This is a genomic window from Leeuwenhoekiella sp. A2 (assembly GCF_047946655.1).
In the GTDB taxonomy this organism is placed as follows: Bacteria; Bacteroidota; Bacteroidia; order Flavobacteriales; family Flavobacteriaceae; genus Leeuwenhoekiella.
In genome coordinates this window covers 857,559-879,603 of sequence record NZ_CP172311.1, presented here as the reverse complement: position 1 = coordinate 879,603, position 22,045 = coordinate 857,559, and the positions used below count along the sequence as shown (strand labels likewise).

Below are 22,045 nucleotides of genomic sequence, written 5' to 3'. Positions count from 1 at the left end.
GGCCTGTGAAGAATTTCTTCACAGGCCTGAATATAATTTATTCTACGAACTAATTAGTTCACATCCCAGAATACCGGTGTTTGTTGATCATCACCACCTATTGCAGAAGATGCGTTAATGTAATTATCTACATTTAAGTTTTGCTCATCTACAGGGTACGTAAAGCGCAATGGTACCGGAGTTTCATACTCTTCTGGTATTGCTAATTCAGGAGCATCAAATTTTCTCCATACAGACCAACCTTGGAATGGGTTGTCAAACATTGCGATCCAGAATTGTTTTGCTAATTGCTCTGAAGTGCCATCATAAGTCACGTCAGTCTGCGCAAGATAGTCCTCAGCAACAGTATCAGCAAAACCCCAGTATTCAATAGATGCTGTAACAGCAGCATTATAATGGCTTTCGCCGGTACCACCTACAGAATAAGTTAACTCAGCAGCACTTGCTAAGTTAAATTCAACCTCAGCATAATCAATTAAAATACCTTCTCTTGTAGGATCTAAGAAAGGATCTCCTATATGAGTATAAGAAGAATAGTTGTTACTACCTCCATATACACCACCAACGTATCCATCTTCAAGATTTTCATCAAAGTAAGCTTCTCTTCTTGGATCTTCTAATTCATTCATGTAATCTACAATTGTAGCAGATGCAAGAAAATCTGAACGACCACTTTGAACTAAATCAACCCAAAGTGGATTGGTATTAGGGTCATTACTTTGATAAACAACAGTAGCATTATCATCATTAGATGTGAATACACCAGCCGCAACAGCAGCTTCTACAGTCGCTTGTGATAGAGTAGCATTAACATCAGAAATTCTCATTCCTAATCTAAGACGCAATGAATTTGAAAATTTAATCCAAAGGTCCATATCTCCTCCGTATATAGCATCGGCTGATGTGTAACCAGTTCCTGCAGATAACATTGCATTAACTGAACCTAATCTTGCGATAAGATCCTCGTAGATAGCCATGTCGTCATCATATTCAGGAAGTGGGAATTCATCTGCTTGTATAGCTTGAGAATAAGGCACATCACCAAAGGTATCAACCAAAACGCTCCAAGCATAAACTTCGATCACTTCTAACTGCCCTAATCTAGCATTTATTTCACTTTGCTCAAGCTCTGTGTTTGCTGCTACTATTTTCTTGGCATCCTGAATATCAAAAATTACATCTCGGTATAATTCTGACCATACATTATCAGGGTTTTGTCTAGATGATAGATTATAATTAGGCTCATCTAAGTATGTAGTTGTTGTCCAGTACTGAGAAAGAAACCTGTAAAGTCCATCATTCACATTAGGACTAGCCATGTTGTCTGATAAGCTAACTGTCGCAGCTGTGAATAAAAACTCAGAGGACACTTCAGTTGGATTTTTTGGATCACGGTTGAGGTTTTCATAATCCTCATCACTTTGACATGACCAAAAGAATACAAGTGCTGTAAGAGCTACAATATATTTTTTCATAATTATTTTTATTAAAAGTTAAGTTTAAGGCTAGCACCAATTTCTCTCATTGTTGGGTAAGCACCAGATTGGTAACCTTGAATATTTCCTGAACTTAAACCAGCTTCAGGATCAGAATATGGAATGTTCTTATGGATGATCCACAGGTTTCTTCCTATGATTGAAATAGAACCTCTTGTAAATGGAACAACATCAAGAACTTTTTTACCAAAACTATAAGTAAGACTAGCTTCTCTTAGTTTAACGAATGAAGCATCATAAACGTGCCCTTCGTTAGCATCTCTACCATATCCATAAGGATTCCCATAATAATCTGTTCTAGCTCTTACAGTATTCGCAGAAGTGTTAGAAACTACGTATGTTCCGTCGTCGTTGTATGAAACATCACCCTGAACACCATCTAAGATCACACCACCACCATTAGCAATAGTATTTCTTATTGGGTTGCCAAGATCATTAGTTCCTACACTTTGATCATATAATCCTGTAGCAAAACCATACCATGTGTCAAGAGAAAATACATCTCCTCCTTGTTGTACATCAATAAGGAAGCTAAGACTTAGGTTTTTGTAGTCAAAAGTGTTAGATACACCTCCTGTCCAGTCTGGCTGAATGTTACCAATGATGTAGTTTGCATTAGGAGTAGTCTCATAATAACCAGCATCAGTAATAACACGATTACCATCTGTATCATAAACATAAGCAGTACCTCTTATAGCTCCATATGGCTGACCTGGTGCAGCATTAATACTTACGCCACCCTGAAAGCTACCTAACTGAAGGTTGTTGATACCGTCTGTTAATTCAAGAACTGAACTTTTGTTTTTAGACCAGTTAATGTTCATGTTCCAGCTAAAATCTTCTGTTCTGATCGGGTTAAGACGTAACGAAACTTCCACACCCTTGTTTTCAATTGTACCTGCATTTAAAAGTTTTGATGTAAAACCTGTTGCTGTAGATACGGGTACGGGAGTAATTTGGTTTTCAGTTTTCGAGTTATAATAAGAAACGTCAAAACCTATTCTTCTATCAAGAATATTTCCTTCAAGACCAAATTCATATGATTTCATGCGCTCTGGCTTCAAATCAGGATTAGCTAGCTGTGAGTTGTTACTAGCCCAACCCGCACCGTCAAAAGGAGCAGAAATTGAATAAGTATTAAATACTCTGTAAGGACTTGTGTCGTTACCTACTTCTGCATAGTTAGCTCTTAGTTTAGCAAAGTTTAACCAGTTTGCTTCAATCACATTAGATAAAAGAACACTAGTAGATACCGAAGGATAATAAAAAGTATTGTTTTCCATAGGAAGAGTAGAAGAACGGTCTCTTCTAATAGTACCTTCTACAAAGTAAGTGTTTAAATAACCTACACCTGCTCTGGCATAAACACCGTCAAGCATTCTCTTCATGTCATACTCATCAGGTGGGTTCATAGGGCTTGCACTGTTGCTTAAAGCATAAAAACCAGGTGCATTAAGACCACCGTTTGTGCTGGCAAGAATATAATTTCTTTCGTTTCTACGAAGGTTAACCCCAAGGTTACCATCTAAGTTTAAATCGTCTGTAATATCCTTGTTGAAATTAAGAATAAGATCGTAGTTATATTCAGCAGCTCTGTTATTGAATCTGCTATACTTAGCCACATCTGCGCTTCCTACGTTAATTCTTTCTTCTTGTAATTCTTCGTATGTGTCAAAAGTAAATCTACCCAATACGCTAAAAACGTCGCTTATCTCGTAATTAAGATTTATGTTACCAAAATATCTGTTTCGAGTGTCAGTTTCGTAATTTTCGTATAAAACCCAATATGGGTTATCTGAATAAATAGGAGAAAGATCATTTGGACCATTTGGATTCCATGTGATGTTTTCTCTTGTAGCAAAGTAAGCATCTCTTTGCTCGTATACATCTACGTTAGTTTGAGACCATTGTCTAAACTGTTGCATGATGTTTTGAGCGCTATATCCCGTACCGTAACGTCCTTTACCATCAGTTTTAGTAAATGTTACGTTGGTTTGAGCGCTAAATTTGTCAGTAAAATCGTGAGAACCACTAAATTTAATAGTGTTTCTTTTAATGTTACTATTAGGCAGGTTACCTTCTTGATTAAAATGAGTTGCACTCACACGGAATGAACTTACATCTGTACCTCCGTCTAAAGCAACAGAATTAATTGATGTATATCCTGTTTTCCAGATATCGTTTGGCGTGTGTCGAGCCGCTACCCAAGGAGTAGCTTGTTGATAAGTATCTAGTTGAGGATAAAGAGAGTTCCATTGATAAACCATTCTGTTAGGATCGAATGCAGCACCAAAAGAAGCATCTTCCGTAAATGGAGTTGTTTCATCAAGATTTCCGTCACCATCTATATCAGAAAGATTGAAATACCCATCTTCAGAAGCATAGTAAGCACCATAACCAGCACCATATTGGTCTTGATATGTAGGAAGAGTTTCCTTATTCACATCAGACATCATAAGGCTTGAAGTAACTGCTATGCCAATTCCCTTGTTTTTGCTTCCTTTTTTAGTTTCAATTATAATTGCACCGTTTGCAGCTCTAGCACCATATAATGCGGTTGCAGCCGCACCTTTTAGTACGTTTATTGAAGCAATATCATCTGGGTTTATATCAGATGCTGCGTTACCATAATCGTAACCACCACGACCTGAAGATTGTCCCGTTCTGTTATTGTTTTCATTGCCTACAGGTGTACCGTCAATTACAAAAAGAGCTTGGTTATTACCTGTTAAAGATGAATTTCCACGTATAACAACGTTAGAAGATCCACCTAAGGTACCTGTGTTGGTAATTTTTAAACCAGCAACTTTACCTGATAGTGAATTCACGAAGTTTTGAGTGGGAACATCAGAAACTTCAGAACCATCAACTTGCTGAGTTGCATAACCCAGAGCTTTCTTGTCTCTCTTTATACCTAAAGCTGTAACAACAACCTCTTCCAGAGATTCTCCGGCTTTAAGTTGTACGTCTACGGTTGTAGATGAGCCTACTGTAACCTCTTCATCCCCAAATCCTATATAAGAGAAAGTAAGAACATCGCCTGTACTTGCTTCTATAGAATAGAGTCCGTCAAAATCTGTTTGGGTTCCTGTAGTTGTACCTTTAACTACAATGTTTACCCCTGGAAGTGGTGCCCCGTTATCATCGGTAACCGTTCCAGAAATTGTTTTGGTTTGCGCAAAAGAAATTTGCACAACCAACGCTAAGAATAGCGTGAAAATTCCACTAAACTTTGTTTTCATGTTTTATAATTTATTTGAATTAGCCGCGCCAAAAGTGCTATTTTTCAATTACAAAAAAAAATATAAAAACACTTTTTTAAGTCATTTTAAGAATTTAACAGTTAATAAATCCTTAAATAAAGTGAGAATTAGGTTACGTTTTTGTGAACAAATGTTTTGGTAAGAACACTATTTCAAGGATATATGATCATAATTGATGATGATTTGATAATCTTGAAATCTGGTTGCGTTTTGTGATAAAATTAATTGGAAGTAAATTAAAAATAATGCATAAAACTTAACTGAAAATTTTCGCTCATTTTCAATAAACGGAAGATGTATTTTATAATTTTTGTGAGTTTAGTAATTTGACCAAGGATATAAAATCAGATTCATTTTTAAAGTTGAGATTATTGTCTTTAATTAAATTTTTAATGATTTTCTGTTTCTCATTTGAAAAAGTCTTAGGTATGTCTTTTTTTTTCTCTATGTAAGTTAGCTTAATTGAGGGGCCACTTAAAAAATAATCAATGTAGGTTGTGAATCTGCTTGGTATAGGGTTTACCATAGAATTTGCTGCTGGCTTACCTTCTTTGTATTTCGTGTAAGTATGTGTGAAGACGGAATATGTTCCACCTTCTATTAGTTTAAAATAACCAGTCGCTTCTTTTTTGTCTTTTTTGAAAGTTCTGAGTGTATATATCGCCTTGTCACTTACAAGAGTTAAGTCAAAATCTTTTATTAGGGCTTTGTACTCTTCTTCTGGTAAAAGAGTTTCCTTTATTTCTATTTCATCTGAGTAAGAATTGTATCTGTAGAAGAGACTTTTTAGGAGTTTGCCTTTGTAAAGTAGGTCACCCTTTGTAAAGCTTGCGTTTTCATATGGAGAACCTTGTATTTGGCCTATGTCATATTTAATTTCATCACCAGGATTTTGAATTTGGCTAAGTAGAAAGTCCATTGCAGGAGTTCTTCTTTGAAAATAATTAGCATATGGATCGCTCTCTACCATTCCTATCTGGGGGGCTTGAGCATCAACTTGTGCATATATAAAATTACCGGTGAGTGCACATAAGGTAAATGCGTAAAGCCTAAATTTTCTACAAAGTGTTGACATAGTTAAATGTATTAATTAAGTCTTTTTCTGATTTCAGATCGATTTTTGCCTCTTTGAGGAAGGTTTTGACCTCTTTTTGGAGGTTTTCTGGAAATTGGTCAATAAATTTTTGTCTTCGCTGGTTTACATATAGGATTATAGGTTCACCGGGTCTCGAGAAGTAGTAATCTGTAAAATGAGTAAATCTGCTGGGTATGGGATTTACCATAGAATTGACAGCGGCTTTTCCTTCTGAAAACTTCACTGCTAATCGCCTGTACAAAGTATATTTTTGATTGTCAATAAGTGTAGTGAGATAGGCATTAATCGTTGAACCTTTATCATCAATAAATGTCCTGAATTTTAATAAATGCCCATTGTATACTAAATGTATATTTTTATCGACAAGAAAAATTTTATAAACTTCATCAGGGTCATTAGTTTCTTTAATTTCCATCTGACCGCGCCATGCATTGTAACGGATTAGATGTGTGCCTACGTATTCATCGCTGTAGTAAATCTGTGCAGGAATAAAATTTTCAATAGGATAGGGGGAGCCCACAGTTTCACCATCATAAAGAACTCTAGATTTGCCAGCCTCTCTAATTATCTTACTTAAGTTACCGTCTGAATTTCTTGAGAATAACGGATTACCGCCAGATACGCCTGGATTCAGCCCAGAAATTTGCGCATAATATTCATGTGTAAATAATACCAGGATTAAGGCAAGACTATATTTTAAGATATTTCTTTTCATAATTAAAAACAAAAGGAGGTTACCCATGTGGGATAACCTCCTTATTTAATATAAAAATTGGCTAAAAATGATCATTAATCGGGGCATATGCTTAATGCTATTTCACCTATTTCCGGACTCGGTCCTGCATCTGCGGCTATTTTACCATTAGGTGCAAATATTTGAAATGTTACTTCAGAATCCCAATCTCCAGAATTAAAAGTCATAGAGAAAGTTGAAGTGCCTTCAGGAACTGTGAAATCAAATGAACCAGAAGCGCCGTCATCTAGAGTATAGTCAGTAGTTACACCATCAATTTCTACTGTAATAGAAGCGCCATTCCATCCATCACCATAACTATCTTCAATTGTGACGCTATAATCACCTGCAATAGGTGAAGTAGGTGTGCAGTTAACACCTACGAGATATGAATATGGAGAAGTGAAAAAAGATCCTCCTGAAATAGTACCGCTAGCATCAGTATTAGTAAAAGACCTTCCGTCAGTAAGATTTAAAACCAAACGATATGTAAAGGTATCACCACCGCTATACTCTCCTGGTGAAAGACCTACAGCCGCAGCGGCAGCAGAAAGACTTGTTTCAAAAGTAATTCTGGGTAAACCATTTGGTCCTGTGGTAAAATCTGAAGGTTGAAGTGTAAGTAGTAATTGCTCTTCTACACTTATGTCTACAGGATCATCCTGATTATCTGTAAAAGATACTAAGACATCAACACTAGACATTAAACCTCCATCTTCAACATCTTGTTCTTCTAAAGTAACCGAGAATATGGACTCTGGATCAAAAGCATTGAAGTTGCTGCTATTTAAGCTTACTGTACGTAAGACAGCGCCTCTTGTAACTGTATCAAGAACATTATCTACCACCTTATCATCACTTGAACACGATGAATAAATGCCGGCAGATAATATTGCTATTATTATTGCTATTTTTTTCATTGTTTATCTTTTTTATTAGTTTCCTACTGGAAATCCCGGTGAAGCCGGATTATCATCCCAGAATACTTGTTGAGTTACAGATGCTTTCTGTTGTACAGAAGAGTTAGTGTTTGCAAAATTTGCCGGATATAAGAACGATCTTATAAATGCTCCGGGATTTGGCTCAAGGTTTGGCTCAATATCTGTAGGGTATCCTTCTCTTCTGTAGAAATTGTATGCGTCAATACCGTTCCCTTTAAGAGCTGTAAAGAACTGCTTCGCCATTATATTCCACTTTTCTTCGCTTCCAGCTGCGGTAAAAGATGCTTCAAGAGCATCCATGAATGCCGTAACATCATCTTCAGTTGGTTCGAAAGTAAGATCTGCATCTGGATCAACACTTCCAAATGTCATAACTTTTGAAATAGATTTTTCTGTACCATCAAGGATAAATGGCAATCCTGCAGCAGGACTAGTAAGCATTGCTGCTTCAGCTTGCCAGAAGGCTACCCATGAAGATAAAATAATAGGTGTAATTCCTGACCCACCACCACCGGCTCCTAATGCAATTTCATCAAATGAATCGTCATCAAATTTTCCTGCAACAGGATATACACCCGGAGCAGTTTTTAACAAACCATCTGGTGGTATACCAGAGTTATTACCATGGTTTCTGCCCCAGTAGCCATTAGGAAGAGTGCAGAATGCATAACCACCTGCAACATATTGCGCCGGGGGTGCTTGCAAAGAACAGTCTAGTGTTTCTTCATTGGGGTCTGTGCCATCAGAACCAGGTACCGTTTCGCTTTGACGATAAAAATAATAACGAATTCTAGGATCGTTTGATGTATCCATCATATCCATTAACCATACTGATTGATAATCATTAGCCCCGGTATTCTCATAATTGTCTGCATAGTTAGGGTGTCTGGTGTCTGGCTGAACCTGATTAGATCCCCAGGTAAATTGGAAATCTTCTGCTACTTCATCAATGTAATTTCCTGAAGCAATTATGCTGTTAAAAGCCGGAATGTTTCCTGTAGTAATATCTAATTTAAGCTTTAGCGTATTACATGCTTTTATCCAGTTGTCATAATCATAGTCGTAATAAAAATCATACTGGGGATCTGTCAACGCTTCAGCATTAAAATTTACTATAGCCTTATCTAATAAACTCAAAGCAGCGGCATACACATCTGCACCGCTATCTACAGCAGGGTTTAAGTTTTCTTCCGCATTAAGAGCTTCTGAATAAGGCACATCGCCAAAGTAGTCTACCATTAGAGTAATCGTATAAGCTTCGATAAACTGACCTATTGCAATATGTTTAGTAAGGCCAGCTTCTTCTGCAAGAACATTCATGTCTGCAATGTTCTTTAAAATTCCCTGATAGGCGCGTTGCCAGTTTGTATCAAACCCAGAGGGTGAGTACGCATTCTGATAGTTACGACTACCCATGTTTTCAATTCTTGTTACTTCGGCGCCTGTTTCTCCTAATGACTCGACAAGTCTTGCAAAGTTTATCTGTACCGCATTTAAGTAAAAATCAGGATCAGCCTGAGCGGGTGTCAAATTATTAGGATCGTCACTAAGATTCAATTCGCTTGTTTCGCACGAATTAAAAAATAGTGCTCCTATCAAAGCGATAGAAAAATATGTAAATATTTTTTTCATGATCAATTTGTTTTTTTTTAATTAAAATGTAGCTTTTATACTGAAGCCATATCTCTTAGAGCTTGGTCCGTTCAGGTAGTCAAAACCTCTACCATTACCTACACCCACACCTGCCACATTAGGGTCAAAGTTGGTTCCGTCTGGCATATTAACTGCATCATACCACATGTTATAGCCAGATAAAGTAATGCTAAATGAGCCAAATGGTGTTCTGTCTAATAATCGAGTAGGAACAGAATATCCTAATGATATTTCTTGCAGTCTAATAACAGTTGCATCATAAACTCCTAATTCATCAGGACCAAATACCACATTATTGAAGTAAAATGCCGAGTTGTTAATTTGTACAGTATTAGGTGTGCCGTCAGCCTGTACTCCGGGTAGAATATAACTGTTTAGGCGATCATCTGTATCAGTTGTTAATCCTCGTCCTAATAACGAAGAAACAGTTCTTGTATAAATATCTCCACCTTGTGTATAATTTACTAAGAAATTAAAGCTGAAATTTTTATAGCTAATGCTGTTACCTACGTTTAGCTGCCAGTCTGGATTAGGATCACCTATTTTGTAAGTGCCTGCTTCTACCACATAATCACCGGCACCGTTTACTACATAATTGTCATTTTCATCACGCTGAATACGGCTACCTACGATTATTCCTAAAGGTTCACCAACTACAGCAGCATTACCTAAGTCGCTAAAACCGGCATATACAACAATATCGGTGTCAAGACCAAGATCTGTAACCTCAGATTCATTAGTCGTCCAGTTTGCATTGATGTTCCAGTTAAAATCGTCTTTACTGTCCGCAGTAAAAATGTCAAGACCTAAATCAACTTCAAAACCATGTGCTTTAATTTCTCCCACATTGGTTTTGGTAAGGGTGTATCCAGTTGATGGATCAAGAGGGCGATCTACAATTAAGTCTTTTGTTGTTCTTGTGTAGTATGAAGCATCAAGCGAAAGTCTGTTATTTAATAAGCGAGATTCGACACCAACCTCAATTTCAGTAAGAAGTTCGGGCTGAAGATTGGGGTTTCCTAAGCGATCTGCGCTTGTATTTGTTACTACATCAGTTCCAGAACCGTCTTGAAAAGCTTGAGTGTTCAAACTTAAAGTTGCTGCTACAGGGTATCCAGTTGGGAAGTTAGCAGATGTACCGTAACCACCTCTTAATTTTAAGTAGTTGATACCGCCCTGGCTTTTAAGACCTTCAAATATTCTTGTCGGAATTAAGGAAACACTTGCGCTAGGATAAAATATTGATCTGTTGTCTGAGGCTAAGTTAGAAACCCAGTCATTTCTTCCTGCCAGTGTTAAATAAACCATACGATCATAATCCAAATCTAACTGCCCATACATACCGGCTATGTTACGTTCCTGATATCTCTGGATCTCATCTTGTAATTGAAAGTTGTAATGTCTCAATACACCAAAAACCTGTTGGCCCGAACTCGAAACGCCATTTTGATCAAATACTTCACGTCTTGTTGTTGCCCCGGTATTAAAGCTAAAACCAATTAACTCAGATAATTCATATTGACCCGTAAGGATAATATTATGATCATTGATCGTGTTAGTATTATTCCAGGTTTCATAAATACCACTTTGTGTGGCAACGCTTCCGCCTACACCACCTTTATTTTGAGAGTTAGTATTGTTCTCACTATACACATCAAGACCAAAACGATACGTAAGATTTAGATTATCATTTATATCGTAAGTAAATGATGCATTCCCAAAAACCCGATTTGTTACCTGACTGGTCTGCGCATTTGCCACCGTCCACAATGGGTGCTGAATGTCATTTCCCTGGCGATAGTAAACACTAGAGTGGTCTACGGGACTTTCATAAGGCAGGCTTTGGATATCTACACTTCTGGGTGTATAGAAAAGGTTGGCAAAAATTGATGAACCTTCGCCAAAAACACTGTTACCAGTACTTGCTGCTACAGGTGGAGATTTAAAATCTGTTTTTGCATAGTTCATTGTACCTGAAAAGGAGAATTTGTTAGAAAGAATAGCTTTTCCTCCCATACCTAATGTGTATCGACGCAGGTTGTTACCAGGTGTAAAACCTTCATCATCTAAATGGCCAAAGTTTGCATTATACGATACTTTGCCGTTATCTGAAGATCCTGAGAAGTTTACAGAATTAGTTTTTACTACGCCTGTGCGAAAGAATTTTTCAACACTGTTGTAAGGCTTCCAGTCATAACGCACTCCTTGAAATTCAGGGAATGCAGCTTGAACTGACGAGGTTGATGTTGAGTAAGGATGAGCAACAGTTCCATTTTCATCTATGGCAGCCTGACCGCCCCAACCTGCTACGCCTTCTTCTTCAAATGAAGGGCCCCAGTTACTGAAAAACCACCCAAAGGCCTGGTCAAAACCGTTGCCGTATTTGTTTGTATAGTCGGGAAGAGAGGCTATCTCATTAAAAAAAACGGAACTACTTACAGTAATTTCGCTCTTTTTCATAGCATTTCCAGCTGCACCGTTTTTGGTAGTGATAAGGATAACCCCGTTTCTACCAGCTGTACCATATAGTGTAGCTGCTGCTAAACCTTTAAGAACATTTACACTTGCAATGTTATTAGGGTCAAGATCAAGAAATCTACTTGAGCCATTGTTACCATCTACAAAATCTCCCTGACTGTTAGTGTCACTGGCAAAAGGGACGCCATCAACTATGAATAATGGTTGATTACTGCCGCTAAAGCTACTCAATCCGCGTATTACAATGTTTGTCCCTGATCCAGATAAACCACTTTGGGCGGTAATATTCACACCAGAGGCTTTACCAGAAAGAATACGACCTACGTCGCCTTCAGCACGCTGTTCCAGTTGCTCATTGTCAACTTCAGAAACCGCATATCCTAATGCTTGTTTTTCTTTACGGATTCCCTGTGCAGTTACAACCACTTCTTCCAGAGCTTCTCCTGCAGCCATTGCTACATCTATTCGATCTGCCGGGCCTACAATAATTTGTTGAGGGGCAAAACCCACGTAACTAAATGTCAGGACATCACCAATAGTAGCTTGAATGGAATAATTTCCATTAAAGTCACTTTGTGTACCTGTTGAGGATCCTTCGACGACAATGTTCACTCCCGGGAGAGGTACTCCACTGTCGTCACTTACCGTACCGGTAATTGTTTTTGTTTGTGCATACGAGAGTTGCACTACCAACGCAAGAAAAAGCGTCAGCATTCCACTAAACTTTGTTTTCATGTTCTTGATTTATTTGAATTAGCCACGTCAAAAATCAAGATAAAAAGTTAAATGACCAATAATTTATTCATTATATTTTTAATTATTGTTAATATAACGATATAGTAGTGTTAAAAATTCTTAATTTGATGAATAATTATCAATTTAATCTCTATTTATTAAAAATGGCTGCCCTTTTGGAGCAGCCATATCTAGTTAATTATCTGAAAAATGGATTAATAACCGTCGTTTTGGGTAATATTTGAATTAGCATCTACCTCTGCCTGTGGAATGGGCCAGGCTAATCTGTGATCTCCATAGGGTATTGTACTCGTAAAATTTTGCTGTGTTGAAAATTTCGTAATATCCATTCCTGTTCTCAAGAGGTCATCATATCTCATGCCTTCAAATATGAATTCTTTTCTTCTTTCGAGAAGTAAATCATCTTTGGTTAGGGTTGTATATGATGAAGCATTTCTGTTTGATGTAATCGTATTGATCTGCACTATGGCTGCTGCTGTATTACCCGTTTCAAAAAGTGCTTCGGCGTAGTTTAAAATCACTTCCTCATATCTTAATACGCCTACGTTGTCATAACCCTGGTTATCTGGATACTTTCCTATATTTCTAAGCATATCTCCCTCATAACCTAATATATCTGCTCTTACATCACCATCTTCGTATAGATCAATTACGTTATCAATGACCTGTACATCACCGTAGCTTCCACCACTTGTAGTTCGATATATGTATGCTAATCCATTTATTCCCTGGTTATCTGTACTGTTAAAAGCAAGCTCGAATATGGAGTTAGCTGAGGAGTCTGAGCTAAAAGAGCTAACAAAATTACTGGCTGGGATTATAGAGTAATCTCCAGAATTGATCACTGCTTCAGAAGCACTAATTGCTCTTGACCACATGCTAAAATAAGTAGCTACTCGAGACTCTATAGCCTTGGCAGTATACTTAGACATAAACTCTTTACTACTATCGTAAAAATTCTCGTCCATGAGACTGAATGCCGTGTCTAGGTCTGCAAATATCATAGCCATATCTTCATCAATTGTATTTCTGGCTGGGAAGAGATCTTCTCCTTTAAATTCAGTTACATAGGGTACGCCTAAAGTGCCGCCAGTATGCATCTGCCCATATTGTTTAAGAAGATCAAAATGTACAAGTGCTCTTATAGCGTATGCTTCACCTTTCATATGAGTCAAATAATCAAGATCTCCTGTCAAACCTGTTTCATCCTGGCTTATGATAATATTGGCACTCGCAATTACCCGATAAGCGTCATCCCAGAAAAAACCTGTATTGGCATTGTATGAAAACGAAGCTTCTGTGGTAAATCTTCCTGAGTTACCATTTGAGAAGGCGTTGTCTGTACGCACCTCATTATTTATAATATAGTCCCTGCCATAATAACCTGAACCCGTCATCCCGCTATATGCACCTTTAAGAAGGCCATATACATTAGTCACTGATGTAATTCCGCCTTCAACGGGCTTATTCTGTTCTGTAGAGGGATCAAGATCTTCTGTTGTGCATGCTCCTATGGTCATTGCAAACAGAAGAGCAAAAATTTTATATTTAAAATGTATATTTTTCATTTTCTTAGAATTTAAGATTTATACCAAAAATTAAAGATTTTACAGGAGGTGTTGTAAGCCTTGTAAAACCATCAGCGGCTGTCTCTGGATCATATTTTAGATTGTCATCTTTAACCCATGTAAACATGTTTGTTCCTCTTAAGAATACTCGCGCTGAGGTTAGTCCTATTGTTTCAATTAATTCTCCTTTAAAATTGTAACCAAATGTTATATTCTTAATTCTCATAAAATCCCCGTCATATAAAAATTTAGAATGTCTTTGCCATGGAAAAGTTGTTGCCTGAACTCGGCCAAAACGAGTTACATCGCCGGGCTCCTGCCATCTGTCGAGAATTGCGTCTACCCCTTGATAATAAAGTAAAGAATACAAGTCTATAGCATTCGTATAACGATGCCATTCTTCATATACTTTACTGCCGCCAGAATAATAAGCATTAGCATCTAAAAAGAAGCCGATATAATCTACGTGAAAATTAAGGCCAGCGGTGATTTTTGGTATTGCGCTTCCTCCTTGCCATTCACTTTCAGCATCATTAAAATTATTTGTTGTAGCACTACCTTCGCCTTCTGTATAGTATAACTCATCACCGTTTTCAGGATCAACTCCTGCCCATGTTGGCATATACCAGCCATAAACCGGATGGCCAGTTTCCACACGTTGAGTTTGTGTAGTGATATTTATTTCGTTGCCATTTGCATCGGTCGCAAGTTCAAGAACCTCATTTTTATTTGTAGCCAGATTACCTCCTATGGAAAGATTAAAATCTTCTGATTGAATTATATTAGTATTTAATTCAAATTCAAATCCCTTATTTTCCATACTACCAATATTCCTTGTCTGCTCATCAAAACCTGTTGTTAGAGAAAGAGGAACATCAAGCAAAAGATCTTTTGATTCTCTGCGGTAGTATGCCACACTTCCTGAAATTCTGTTTTGTAAAATGCCAAACTCGATCCCAACATCCAGAGTATGTGAAGTCTCCCAAGACAAATCACTGTTGCCAAATGTTCCCGGGTAAGAAGCTCCCTCCCCCGCATAGTCTGAATCATAATTTAATAATGCCTGATACTGGTTCAAATCAATATTAGCATTACCTGTAACTCCGTAAGAACCTCTTATCTTAAGATTATTAACAAATCCTATGTCTTTTACAAAATCTTCTTTAAAAATATTCCAGGCAACACCTACTGAACCAAAATCACCCCATCGATTGTCCTGCCCAAACCGAGAATTACCTTCGCGTCTGTAGGTACCATCAATTATATATTTACCATTAAAACCGCTATAATGTACCAAGCCTAAGTATGAGGCTACAGACCAATCATTATAATAAGAATTTGCTGAGGTTGGGTTACCTGCAGAATTTAAATTAGTAAGCCCATCATCAGAGAACGCGTCAGCAGTAGCTTGTAAATAATTAAATCTGTTTTTTTGATATTCCTGCAATGCAGTAAAATCGATAGATTGTTCATCATTTATATTCCATGTGTAATTCAATGAATTCTGAAACACATAATTTGCTCTGTTAGTATTAGCTACCTGTCCAGAACCATCGCTTCCGGCTCCGTCTCCCTCAATTCTGTTTCTATAGCGCTTGTAGTTGTAAACCTGAAGATCTATGCTTATTCTACTCGTAGCTGTCAAGCCTGTTATAGGAGTTTCCCAATCTAGAGAGTTGTTTGTAATAATTCTGGTGAGTTTGCTATCATCAATATCGTTTTGAGATATGTAAATAGGATTAGGTAGAGAAATATCTGTATTAAGTTCTCCATCTGCCGTGTAAGGTTGATCAATAGGGGGCATAAAGTATTTTACCGTTCTGGGAGATGAGAAATATGCACTTGTCTCAAGCAAACCGTCCTGATAGGAGTATGAGGCTTGATTTAAGGTGTTAAATCTCAGTTTCTCGGTAAGATTCTTAGTAAAATTTAAAGATCCAGAAATCCTGTCAAAATCAGATCCTATTACTGTTGCTTCCTGTTTAAAATATCCTATAGATGTAAAGAAATTATAAGTGTCGCCACCGCCGCTTGCAGAGAGATTGTATTCATATACCGGAGCATCATCGTTTGTAATATAATCTTCCCAATTGGCCTCTGGGCGCCCTGCCGCGTTCCATGTAACATAGTCTGTGCCGAATGTAGTAGGATTAGCTTCATAGAAATCTCGTGCCCCAGCTTCAGTAAAACCGTTGCTTTCGCCATATGTATTGTAAATAGCTTCATAAAAAAGCATTTCTCTTTCTGCTCCTGTTAATACATCAGGGCCGTGAGTGGCGTCATTTGAAAAACCAAAAGAAGAGCTAAAATTAAAAGTAGTCTTGCCTGCGGTACCGCTTTTAGTTGTAATTACAATTACACCATTAGATCCCCGTGCCCCATACGCGGCTGTTGCAGAGGCATCTTTTAGTACAGTTATACTGGCGATGTTATTGCTATTAATACTAGAAAGGGGTGAAAGAGAGGATCCTGATGCCGCTACAGAAACGTCGCTATTGACCACAGGCACACCATCAATTACATATAATGGTTCATTACCAGCAGTTATTGAGCTAATACCCCTTATCCTGATATCTGAAGCAGATCCCGGGGTACCTGAATTATTATTAAATACCAGACCAGCAACCTTACCTTGCAGCACCTGATCAACACTAGCTACGGGAACTTGCTCTATCTGTTCAGATTCCACTTGAACGGTGGAGCCTGTAAGTTCTGTTTTGCGAGTTGATGAATAGCCCAGAACGACTATTTCTTCAAGCGCCTCGCCAGCAGCCATCTCGACGTCCATGCGATTACCAATGCCTACAGTCACCTCCTGTGGGGCAAAGCCTATGTAACTAAAAGTTAAAATATCGCCTTCTGATGCGGCAATAGAAAAGTTGCCATCAAAATCTGTTTGCGTCCCTTGGGATGAATTTTTAACGACAATATTAACACCCGGCAGGGGCATTCCATTATCGTCTGTCACGGTTCCCGTGATTGTTTTTGTTTGTGCAAATACAGTTTGCACTGCCAATACCAGAAATAGTATTAGCATTTTGGAGAGTAGTTTTTTCATTTATGATTTATTTGAAATTAGCCATCATAAAAATGTGCATTAAAAATCAAATAATCAACGAGTAATTGATTGATGTTTAATATTTTAACAATATAACGTTGTAGTATCCTGTTAAAAAGTGTTAAAATGAAGAAAGAATGCTGACGTGAAGAATTGTGTTTGAAAATTTAAAAGAATTATTTTTTTGTATTCCGTTTGCGAGGTTGATATTTAAAATTCCTGCACCTGTAGAAAGACCAGTACCCAGACCTAAACTGTATATTAGATCTTCCTGCTGTAAATTCTTATTTTCAAAATATGCCACATCAAAGATTGTATGTAAGTACAGTGATGGATTAGGCAGGAAGGCAAATTCTGTACGAAAGGCAGTGTAAAAATTTGCATTAATACTATTTTCTTTAAAACCTCTTATACTATTAATACCGCCAAATCTGAATAATTCATTTGTGAAATAGGTGTCAGAAGAAAGGGATTTGGTAGTGTTTCCCGTATAAATTTTAAATTTTTTGTTTATTGAAAATGTGTATTCACTTAAAGCTTCAATGAGCAGTTGTTCACTTTTCTCGCTATCTGTATTTCTATTACCAATACCGGCATTTAGTTTAAATTGATAAAGAGTAGGCAGAAACTTAATAACAGATGGCTGTAATATTGAAAGACCTCCACTTATGAAAGTTTTTTTATAATCCCCTATATCTGTATTTGAAATTTCCTGATTAGTTAGGTCGTCTGAGGTTTCAAAAAGTGCACCTGCAGTAAATCGCATTTTGTAGTTTAGTTGATAAAACAGGGAAAGTTGCTGTCGTGTGTTAGAGTAGGTAGTATCTTTTCTGAAAAGATTTAAATTAAAATCTGCGCCTATGGGAGATCGAAATAGAAAAGGTAGCTCCAGATTAATATTTAAAGCTTGCTGATCATTCCCGTCACTTTTAAATTGAAGATCCAGGCGTTCACCGTAATTCAAATTATTAATAAGTTGAAGGTTAAGATAACCATCCAGTCGTAATTTTCCAGTTTCTTCATCTGAGCGAAAACCAAGAAGACCATCAAAATTATTTGCTCCGGCCTTATCTAGGTATAAATAAAGAGAAGTGCTGTCTTTAGTAAAAAGTACTTCTGCACTGCGTGCCTGATTTATGAATGGCAGATTATTGAGAAGTTCAGTTTTAGATATTATTTTTTCTTCATAATATACTTCTCCCTTTTTTATATGAGCATAATTCTCTAAATACGAATTTGGAAATTTTTCATATCCTCTTATAACTACGTTATCCAGAGTGCGCTCTTTTTCACGATTTACAACCAGGTCTGCAATTAAGTGATTGTTTTGGCGGGTAATATTCTTTAGCTGAAACGAAGTAAGCGGGTGACCATTTTGTGCCTCTAACTTTGTGAATTGATAAAAAATACTTTCAACGTCTTTTGCAGAAATTGTGAAGGAGTTATCATTATAGGCTAACTCTATCTGTTTGAGATATTTCGTTAAATAAGAATCGGTGAAATTAATATGAATATCGGCATTTTGAGGGCCAAAATCGGCTGTTACATTGTAGATAGTATCATTTTTCGCTTTAAGCTCACCAAATTTAATGTCAAAGTAACCCGCTTGCTTTAATGAATCTTTGTATTGCGTTAGAGCTTTTTGAAGAGCAGAAATTTCGGTAAATTTTTCATTCCTAATTATAGAATCTTTTTGACTTTTCGCGTTTATAATATTGAGCTGCAGATTCTGACCCATAACGGGCAGGGTAGCGGTCAGGCAAAAGAAAGCAATAGCTAAAATCTGAAAAATGGGCTTCAAAAGCAGGTTTTTATGCAATAAATAACGATTTTTTAAGTGAATAAATGTACACTAGAAAAAAGATTGTACAAATCCCTTTGAAAATTAATCAATTAAGGTTTGATTAAGTGGAATTTATTTATACCTTTGCCAGCCCTTAGAACAGGGGTTGTTATATTTAAACTATAATTAGGTAAAAGAAATTATGCCAACAATTTCACAATTAGTACGAAAAGGAAGAGCCAAAATAACCAAGAAGAGTAAATCGGCTGCTTTAGATTCGTGCCCACAACGCCGCGGGGTTTGTACCCGTGTGTACACTACTACACCTAAGAAACCTAACTCAGCTATGCGTAAAGTAGCTCGTGTGAGGTTAACTAATGGTAAGGAAGTGAACGCATACATAGGTGGTGAGGGTCACAATTTACAAGAGCACTCGATAGTATTGGTTAGAGGTGGAAGGGTGAAGGATTTGCCTGGTGTTAGATACCATATCGTTCGTGGAGCTTTGGATACCGCAGGTGTGCAAGGAAGACTACAACGTAGATCTAAATACGGAGCAAAACGCCCTAAAAAGTAATTAAGAAAACTTTTAAAGAGAAGTAATGAGAAAAAGACAGGCCAAAAAAAGACCACTTTTACCAGATCCGCGCTTTAACGATCAGTTAGTAACTCGTTTCGTTAACATGATGATGTGGGACGGTAAGAAGTCGGTGGCTTTTAAAATCTTCTATGATGCAATGGATATTGTGGAGGAGAAAAAGAACAATGATGAGAAAACATCATTAGAGATCTGGAAAGATGCGCTTTCAAACGTTATGCCTCACGTAGAAGTGCGTAGTCGTAGAGTAGGTGGTGCTACATTTCAGATTCCTATGCAAATACGCCCAGATCGCAAGATTTCGACTGCGATGAAGTGGTTAATTAGCTATTCGCGTAAGCGTAATGAGAAATCAATGGCTTCTAAATTAGCTGCTGAGGTTTTAGCTGCTGCTAAAGAAGAAGGTGCTGCTGTTAAGAAGCGCGTTGATACACATAAAATGGCAGAAGCAAATAAAGCATTCTCTCACTTTAGATTCTAGAAAATAAAATGGCACAAAGAGATTTAAAATTTACAAGGAATATAGGGATTGCTGCGCATATTGATGCTGGTAAAACTACCACAACAGAGCGTATACTTTACTATACTGGTGTTAGTCACAAGATAGGTGAAGTACATGATGGTGCAGCTACTATGGACTGGATGGAGCAAGAGCAGGAGCGTGGTATTACAATTACCTCTGCTGCAACGACTTGTTCTTGGAAGTTCCCAATGGAAAATGCCCAGCCTACTCCTGATTCGAAAGATTACCATTTTAATATTATAGATACTCCGGGACACGTTGACTTTACTGTAGAAGTAAACCGTTCTTTAAGAGTTCTTGATGGTTTAGTTTTCTTGTTTAGTGCAGTTGATGGTGTTGAGCCACAATCTGAAACTAACTGGAGACTTGCAGATAATTATCACGTACCTCGTATTGGTTTTGTGAATAAGATGGACCGTTCTGGGTCTAACTTCCTTGCTGTATGCCAGCAGGTAAAAGATATGTTGAAGTCTAATGCTGTGCCTATTGTTTTAAACATTGGGGATGAAGCAGACTTTAAAGGTATTATAGATTTAGTTAAGAACCGTGCTATAGTATGGCATGATGAAACTCAGGGAGCTACTTTCGATGTGATCGATATTCCTGAGGATATGAAAGAGGAGGCAAGAAAATATCGTGCTCTGCTTATCGAAGAGGTGGCAGCTTATGATGAGAACTTGCTAGAGAAATTCATGGAAGATGAAGATTCTATTACAGAAGATGAAGTGCATGCTGCTCTTCGCGCTGCTGTTATGGATATGTCTATCATCCCAATGATTTGCGGTTCTGCTTTTAAAAATAAAGGTGTTCAATTTTTACTTGATGCTGTATGTCGTTATTTACCTTCGCCGGTAGATAAAGAAGGTATTATAGGTATTAATCCTGACACTGAAAAAGAAGAATTACGTAAGCCTGATGTTACTGCTCCTTTTGCTGCATTAGCATTTAAGATTGCTACAGATCCTTTTGTTGGTCGTCTTGCATTCTTCCGTGCTTATTCTGGTCGTCTTGAGGCTGGTTCTTATATCTTGAACAACCGTTCAGGTAAAAAGGAACGTATCTCTCGTATTTATCAGATGCACTCAAACAAGCAAAACGCTATTGATTTTATTGAAGCTGGAGATATAGGTGCAGCTGTAGGTTTTAAGGATATTAAGACAGGTGATACTATGTCTGATGAGAAGCATCCTATTGTTCTTGAGAGCATGGACTTCCCAGACCCTGTAATTGGTATAGCTGTAGAGCCTAAAACAAAAGCTGATGTAGATAAGCTAGGAATGGCTCTGTCTAAATTGGCTGAAGAAGATCCAACCTTCCAGGTTCGTACTGATGAGGCTTCTGGTCAAACTATTATATCTGGTATGGGTGAGCTTCACCTTGATATCATTGTAGACCGTCTTAGACGTGAGTTTAAGGTAGAGGTTAATCAAGGTCAGCCACAGGTTGAGTATAAAGAAGCTATCACGCGCGCTGCAGATCACAGAGAGGTTTATAAAAAACAATCTGGTGGTCGTGGTAAATTTGCTGATATCGTATTTACGCTTGAGCCCGCAGAAGAAGGCAAAATAGGTCTTGAGTTTGTTAACGCTATTAAAGGTGGTAACGTTCCTAAAGAATATATCCCTTCTGTAGAGAAAGGATTTAAGCAAGCTATGATCAATGGTCCTCTTGCAGGATTTGAGGTTGATAGTATGAAAGTAACTCTTAAAGACGGTTCTTTCCACCCTGTGGATTCAGATGCTCTTTCTTTTGAGTTAGCTGCAAAAATGGGCTTTAAAGCTGTTGCAAAACAAGCTGGAGCTGTTATTCTTGAGCCTATTATGAAGCTTGAGGTTATTACTCCTGAAGAAAACATGGGTGATATTGTAGGTGACTTGAACAGACGTCGTGGTCAAATGAACAGTATGGGTGATCGTGCCGGTGCTAAAGTAGTTAAGGCTTCTGTGCCACTTTCTGAAATGTTTGGTTACGTAACTACTTTGCGTACTCTTTCATCAGGTCGTGCAACGTCAACTATGGAGTTTTCACACTATGCAGAAACGCCTGCTAATATTTCAGCAGATGTAATCGCTGCGGCTAAAGGAACTGCTAACGCTTAA

Annotated in this window: 13 protein-coding genes; 3 read left to right on the top strand and 10 right to left on the bottom strand. The window is 37.6% G+C overall.

The window, feature by feature from the left end; translation table 11 throughout:
* Window positions 1-53: 53 nt before the first annotated feature.
* The 10 genes from ACH3PA_RS03925 to ACH3PA_RS03880 form a co-directional block, all read right to left on the bottom strand.
* Window positions 54-1,475 (bottom strand): SusD/RagB family nutrient-binding outer membrane lipoprotein, encoded by a 1,422-nt coding sequence (locus ACH3PA_RS03925; protein WP_416440149.1) that lies wholly within the window; start codon window positions 1,473-1,475, stop codon window positions 54-56.
* Window positions 1,476-1,486: 11 nt separating this feature from the next.
* Window positions 1,487-4,738 (bottom strand): SusC/RagA family TonB-linked outer membrane protein, encoded by a 3,252-nt coding sequence (locus ACH3PA_RS03920; RefSeq protein WP_416440151.1) that lies wholly within the window; start codon window positions 4,736-4,738, stop codon window positions 1,487-1,489.
* A 322-nt stretch (window positions 4,739-5,060) separates the two neighbouring features.
* Window positions 5,061-5,834, bottom strand: coding sequence for a hypothetical protein (locus ACH3PA_RS03915; protein WP_416440153.1), 774 nt, complete (start codon window positions 5,832-5,834; stop codon window positions 5,061-5,063).
* On the bottom strand, window positions 5,818-6,570 hold the full coding sequence (locus tag ACH3PA_RS03910) for a hypothetical protein (RefSeq protein ID WP_416440155.1): 753 nt from the start codon (window positions 6,568-6,570) through the stop codon (window positions 5,818-5,820). The genes ACH3PA_RS03915 and ACH3PA_RS03910 overlap by 17 nt, the downstream gene beginning before the upstream one ends.
* Window positions 6,571-6,644: 74 nt before the next feature.
* Complete coding sequence (locus ACH3PA_RS03905) at window positions 6,645-7,508, bottom strand: hypothetical protein (RefSeq protein WP_416440157.1); 864 nt, start codon at window positions 7,506-7,508, stop codon at window positions 6,645-6,647.
* Between the two features lie 15 nt (window positions 7,509-7,523).
* On the bottom strand, window positions 7,524-9,161 hold the full coding sequence (locus ACH3PA_RS03900) for a SusD/RagB family nutrient-binding outer membrane lipoprotein (protein WP_416440159.1): 1,638 nt from the start codon (window positions 9,159-9,161) through the stop codon (window positions 7,524-7,526).
* A gap of 21 nt (window positions 9,162-9,182) precedes the next feature.
* Window positions 9,183-12,395, bottom strand: a complete 3,213-nt coding sequence (locus ACH3PA_RS03895; protein WP_416440161.1) for a SusC/RagA family TonB-linked outer membrane protein — start codon at window positions 12,393-12,395, stop codon at window positions 9,183-9,185.
* Between the two features lie 215 nt (window positions 12,396-12,610).
* On the bottom strand, window positions 12,611-13,984 hold the full coding sequence (locus tag ACH3PA_RS03890) for a RagB/SusD family nutrient uptake outer membrane protein (protein WP_416440163.1): 1,374 nt from the start codon (window positions 13,982-13,984) through the stop codon (window positions 12,611-12,613).
* A 4-nt stretch (window positions 13,985-13,988) separates the two neighbouring features.
* On the bottom strand, window positions 13,989-17,042 hold the full coding sequence (locus ACH3PA_RS03885) for a SusC/RagA family TonB-linked outer membrane protein (RefSeq protein ID WP_416440165.1): 3,054 nt from the start codon (window positions 17,040-17,042) through the stop codon (window positions 13,989-13,991).
* A 121-nt stretch (window positions 17,043-17,163) separates the two neighbouring features.
* The gene (locus ACH3PA_RS03880; RefSeq protein ID WP_416440167.1) at window positions 17,164-18,843 is read right to left on the bottom strand and encodes a hypothetical protein; all 1,680 of its coding nucleotides are present in this window, start codon (window positions 18,841-18,843) and stop codon (window positions 17,164-17,166) included.
* A gap of 184 nt (window positions 18,844-19,027) precedes the next feature.
* Between ACH3PA_RS03880 and rpsL the strand changes: the two genes are divergently transcribed.
* The 3 genes from rpsL to fusA are packed head-to-tail and all read left to right on the top strand — an operon-like array spanning window position 19,028 to window position 22,045.
* Window positions 19,028-19,402 carry a 30S ribosomal protein S12 gene (rpsL, locus tag ACH3PA_RS03875; RefSeq protein ID WP_009779177.1) on the top strand — a complete coding sequence of 125 codons (375 nt, stop codon included), beginning with the start codon at window positions 19,028-19,030 and terminating at the stop codon, window positions 19,400-19,402.
* Between the two features lie 25 nt (window positions 19,403-19,427).
* Window positions 19,428-19,904, top strand: coding sequence for a 30S ribosomal protein S7 (gene rpsG / locus ACH3PA_RS03870; RefSeq protein ID WP_416440169.1), 477 nt, complete (start codon window positions 19,428-19,430; stop codon window positions 19,902-19,904).
* Between the two features lie 8 nt (window positions 19,905-19,912).
* Window positions 19,913-22,045: an elongation factor G gene (fusA, locus tag ACH3PA_RS03865; RefSeq protein ID WP_416440171.1), complete on the top strand. Its 2,133-nt coding sequence runs from the start codon at window positions 19,913-19,915 to the stop codon at window positions 22,043-22,045.